The sequence below is a fragment of the Streptomyces sp. NPDC090127 genome (assembly GCF_044746945.1).
Lineage (GTDB): Bacteria > Actinomycetota > Actinomycetes > Streptomycetales > Streptomycetaceae > Streptomyces.
The window spans coordinates 1-4,640 of sequence record NZ_JBIVDE010000019.1; the positions used below are offsets into that span (position 1 = coordinate 1).

Genomic DNA, 4,640 nt, shown 5'->3' on the forward strand with positions numbered 1-4,640 from the left:
AAACCCCGAGACCGCGTCACGACCCGACTCCACCAACCGCCACAGATCCTCCGGCGAAGCCACCCCACCCGGATACCGGCACCCCATACCCACGATGGCGATGGGTTCCTGGGCCGCGTCGGTCAGCTGCCGGTGCTCCTTGCGGAGCCTGGCGTTCTCCTTGAGCGAGTCGCGGAGGGCGGCGACGAGTTCGTCTGGCGCCGTGTTCGTCATGTTTCTCTCCCGTTCGGAACGTGTCAGGCTTCGGAGCCGGCGCGGGCCATGCGGATGAGGGCATCGACGTCCATGTCGTCGATGTCTTCGGCACCTTCGGCACCTTCGGTGCCTTCGGTGCCTTCGGTGGCCGGGGCGCTGTCGGCGCCGGTCTCCTGTGCGAGCCGCAGCAGGCCGTCGAGCAGGCCGGCCTGGCGCAGGCGGTCGACCGGGAGCGCCGCGAGCAGGCGGCGGACCTCGTTCTCGTCAGGCGCGTCGGCGGACGCCGTGGACGGTTCGGGGGCAAGGGCCGTCAGCAGGTGACCGGCGACGGCCTCGGGGGTCGGGTAGTCGAAGACGAGCGTCGCGGAGAGCCGCAGCCCGGTCGTCCGGCCGAGTCGGTTGCGCAGTTCGACGGCGGTCAGCGAGTCGAGGCCCAGTTCCTTGAAGCCCCGCTTCACGTCGACGGAGTCGGCACCGCCGTACGCCAGGGTCCCGGCCACCTCGGCCCGGACGAGGTCCAGGAGCAGCTGCCGCCTCTCGTCCTCGGTGCGCCCGGCCAGGCGCTCGGCGAGCGTGGGCCCGGCGGCCGGTCCTGCGGACGGGCCCGCTGCCGCGGCCGTCCGGTGGGCCGTGGGCCGGACGAGCCCGCTGAACAGCGGCGGAAGTCCGGCGCCGAGGGCGCGCAGGGCGGCCGGGTCGAGCGGCAGGAGTACGGCCCCCGCCGTGTCGAGCCGCAGGGCCGCGTCGAGGAGCTCCATGCCCTGCTCGGCGCCGATCGCGACCATCCCGGTACGGGCGAACCGGTCGCGGTCGCCAGCCGAGAGGCCGGCCGCCATGCCGCCGTCGGCCCAAGGGCCCCAGGCGAGCGAGGTGGCGGGGAGGCCCTGCGCGCGGCGGTGGTGGGCCAGGGCGTCCAGGAAGGTGTTGGCCGCCGCGTAGTTGGCCTGTCCCGCGCCGCCGAGGAGCCCCTGGATGGAGGAGTAGAGGACGAAGGCGGTCAGCGGTGTGTCGCGAGTGGCCTCGTGCAGGTTCCAGGCGGCCTCCGCCTTGGGCCGGAGCACGCGCTCCATGCGCTCGGGCGTCAGCGACTCCAGTACTCCGTCGTCGAGGACTCCGGCCGCGTGCACGACCGCCCGCAGGGGACGGTCGGCCGGAATCCCGGCGAGCAGCTCGGCGAGGGCCTTCCGGTCGGCGACGTCGCAGGCCGCGACGGTCACCTCCGCGCCCAGGGCCGTCAGGTCGTCCCGCAGGGCGGCGGCGCCGTCGGCCGCGAGGCCCCGGCGGCCGACCAGGAGCAGGCTCCGTGCGCCGTGCCGCTCGACGAGGTGGCGGGCGAGGAGGGCGCCCAGCGCTCCGGTGCCGCCGGTGACGAGCACCGTGCCGTCCGGGTCCCACGGGCCGGTGTCGCCGTCCGGGACCACCGCGCGTTCGAGTCGCGGCACGCGCGGGGCGCCCGAGCGGACCGCCACCTGCGGTTCGTCCGAGGACAGCGCCGTGCCGAGCGCCTCGGCGACGGCCTCGCCGTCCGCGTCCCTGCCCGGGTCCGGATCCAGGTCCAGGTCGACGAGGACCAGCCGGTCGGGGTGCTCGGTCTGCGCGGCGCGCAGCAGGCCCCACACGGCGGCGTTCGGCAGGTCGTGCACGTCCTCCTCCGGTGCGGCGGCGACCGCCCGGCGGGTGACCACGGCCAGCCGGGACGCGGCGAGCCGCTCGTCCGCCAGCCAGCTCCGTACCGTCGAGAGGGCGCCGTCCACGGCGTCGCGTACGGCATCGACTCCCTCCCCGGCCGGGCCGGCCGTCGGACCGATCAGCGGCAGCACCGCCACCGCGGGCGCGGGCCTGCCGGCGGCGACGGCGTCACCGAGGGCGGCCACGTCGGCGAACCGTTCGGCCCCGGGCAGCGCGAGCGGGGTCTCGTCGCCGAGGACCGTCCACGACTCGCGCCGCGTCGCGTCACCGCTCGGCACCGCCGTCCAGACCGGCCGGAACAGCGCCTCGTGGGCGCGTCCCCCGGCCGCCGCCAACTGGTCGGCCGACACGGCCCGTACCGCGAGGGACGCGACCGCGGCGACCGGCGCGCCCGTCGCGTCGGCGAGTTCGATGGTCACCGAACCCGCTCCGGCGGGGGCCAGCCGGACCCGGGCGGTGGCCGCACCGGTGGCGTACAGCGAGACACCGCTCCACACGAAGGGCAGCCGCGCCTCGCCGGTGCCGGGCAGTACGCCCAGTTCGACGGCGTGCAGCGCCGAGTCGAGGAGGGCGGGGTGCAGGCCGAATCCGGCCGCCTGTTCCTTCTGCCCCTCGGGCAGGGCGAGTTCGGCGAAGACCTCGGTGCCCCGGCGCCACACGGAGCGCAGGCCCTGGAAGGCGGGACCGTAGGCGAAGCCCTGTCCGGCGAGGTCCTCGTACCGTCCGGTCAGCTCCACCGGGCGGGCGTCCCGCGGCGGCCACACCGTCAGGTCGAAGCCCGGGTCCGTCGGCTCGGGCACGAGGGTGCCGCCGGCGTGCCGGGTCCAGGGCTCCTCGAAGGTGCCGTTCTCGGGCCGGGAGTGGAGGGTCACGGAGCGGCGCCCGGACGCGTCGGGGGCGCCGACGGCCACCTGGAGCCGCACGGCTCCCCGCTCGGGCAGCACCAGGGGCGCCTCCAGGGCGAGCTCCTCCAGGTGTGCCGCGCCCGCCTCGCCACCGGCCCGTACGGCGAGCTCCACGAATGCGGTGCCCGGCAGCAGCACCTTGCCGAGGACCGCGTGGTCGGCGAGCCAGGGGTGGGTCTTCAGCGAGATGCGTCCGGTGAAGAGCGTCTCGTCGGCGTCGGCCCGGGTGAGCACCGCGCCGAGCAGGGGGTGTTCGGCCGGTGCGAGCCCGGACGCTCCGAGGTCTCCCGCGGGCCGGACCGGCATGGCCCAGTACCGCTTGCGCTGGAAGGCGTACGTCGGCAGGTCGGCCGGGTGCGCCCCGGAGGCGCCGAGTCCGGCGTCCCAGGCCGGTCCCGCATCGCGCACCCACAGCCGGGCGAGGCCCTGCGCGAGCGCGAGGCGGTCGTCGCGGTCCTTGCGGAGCAGCGGTACGAACTCGGTCTCCTCGTCCCCGTCCGGCAGGCAGCCTCGGCCCAGGGCCGACAGCACGCCGTCCGGTCCGAGCTCGACGAAGGTCGTGACGCCCGCGTCGCGCAGGGTGCCGACGGTGTCGGCGAAGCGGACGGCCTCGCGCACGTGCCGGACCCAGTAGCCGGGCGAGCACACCTCCTCGGCCTCGATCACCTCGCCGGTCACGTCGGACACGATCGGGAGGGCGGGGGCCGCGTAGCTCAGGCCCTCGGCCACGGCCCGGAAGTCGTCCAGCATCGGGTCCATGTGCGGCGAGTGGAAGGCGTGGCTGACGGTCAGGCGACGGGTCTTCACATGCCGTTCGCCGAGCTCCTCGGCGAGTCGCAGGACCGCGGCCCTGTCGCCGGAGATCACCACGGAGCCGGGCCCGTTGACGGCGGCGATCGCCACCTCGTGCTCCCGGCCCGCGAGCAGCGGTGCGACCTCGGCCTCGGGGGCCAGGACGGACACCATGGCACCGTTCTGGGGAAGCGCCTGCATCAGCCTGCCGCGCGCGGCGACCAGCGCGGCGGCGTCGGCCAGCGAGAGCACGCCCGAGACGTGGGCCGCGGCCAGCTCGCCGATCGAGTGGCCGGCGACGTAGTCGGGGGTGAGGCCCAGGCTCTCGGCGAGCCGGAACAGGGCCACCTCCAGGGCGAACAGGCCCGTCTGTGTGAAGAGCGTCTGGTCCAGCAGGCCCTCCTCCCAGTCGTCGGGCCCGGCGAAGACGACCTCGCGCACCGAGCACCCGACGTGCCGGTCGAGTTCCGCGCACACCGCGTCGAAGGCGGCGGCGAACACCGGGTGGGTGTCGTACAGTTCGCGCCCCATGCCCGGCCGTTGGCTGCCCTGACCGGTGAAGAGGAAGGCGATCCGGCCGCTCACGGGCGCGCCGGTGACGAGCCGGGCGGACGGCCCGCCGGCCGCCAGCGCGTCCAGTCCTTCGCGGAGGTCGGCGGCGCTCTCGGCGAGGACGGCGGCCCGGTGGCCGAAGGCGGCCCGCTCCAGGGCGAGGGAGCGTCCGAGGGCCGGCAGGCTCACCTCGTCCAGGGTGTCGAGGTGGGTGCGGAGGCGGGCCGCCTGCTCCGCCAGCGCCTGCGGCGAGGTGGCCGAGAGGACGAGGGGCAGCGGCCGGGGCGGGGCGGTGTCGCCGGCCGGCCCCTCGACCAGGACCTCGGCCGGGGGCTGTTCGAGCACCACATGCGCGTTGGTCCCGCTGATCCCGAACGAGGAGACCGCCGAACGAAGCGGCCGACCCGTCTCCGGCCACGCACGCTGCTCCCTGAGCAGCTCCACCCCTCCCGACTCCCAGTCCACGAACGGCGTCGGCTCGTCCACGTGCAGCGTGCGAGGCAGCAC

2 protein-coding genes are annotated in these 4,640 nt (G+C 75.8%); both read right to left on the reverse strand.

Annotated elements, in window-relative coordinates; all coding sequences use genetic code 11:
* Positions 1-213: beta-ketoacyl synthase N-terminal-like domain-containing protein (locus ACIPPS_RS32500; RefSeq protein ID WP_401439736.1), on the reverse strand; the 213-nt coding region annotated here is incomplete at its 3' end.
* A gap of 23 nt (positions 214-236) precedes the next feature.
* Complete coding sequence (locus ACIPPS_RS32505; RefSeq protein WP_401439738.1) at positions 237-4,619, reverse strand: SDR family NAD(P)-dependent oxidoreductase; 4,383 nt, start codon at positions 4,617-4,619, stop codon at positions 237-239.
* Between the last annotated feature and the right edge of the window lie 21 nt (positions 4,620-4,640).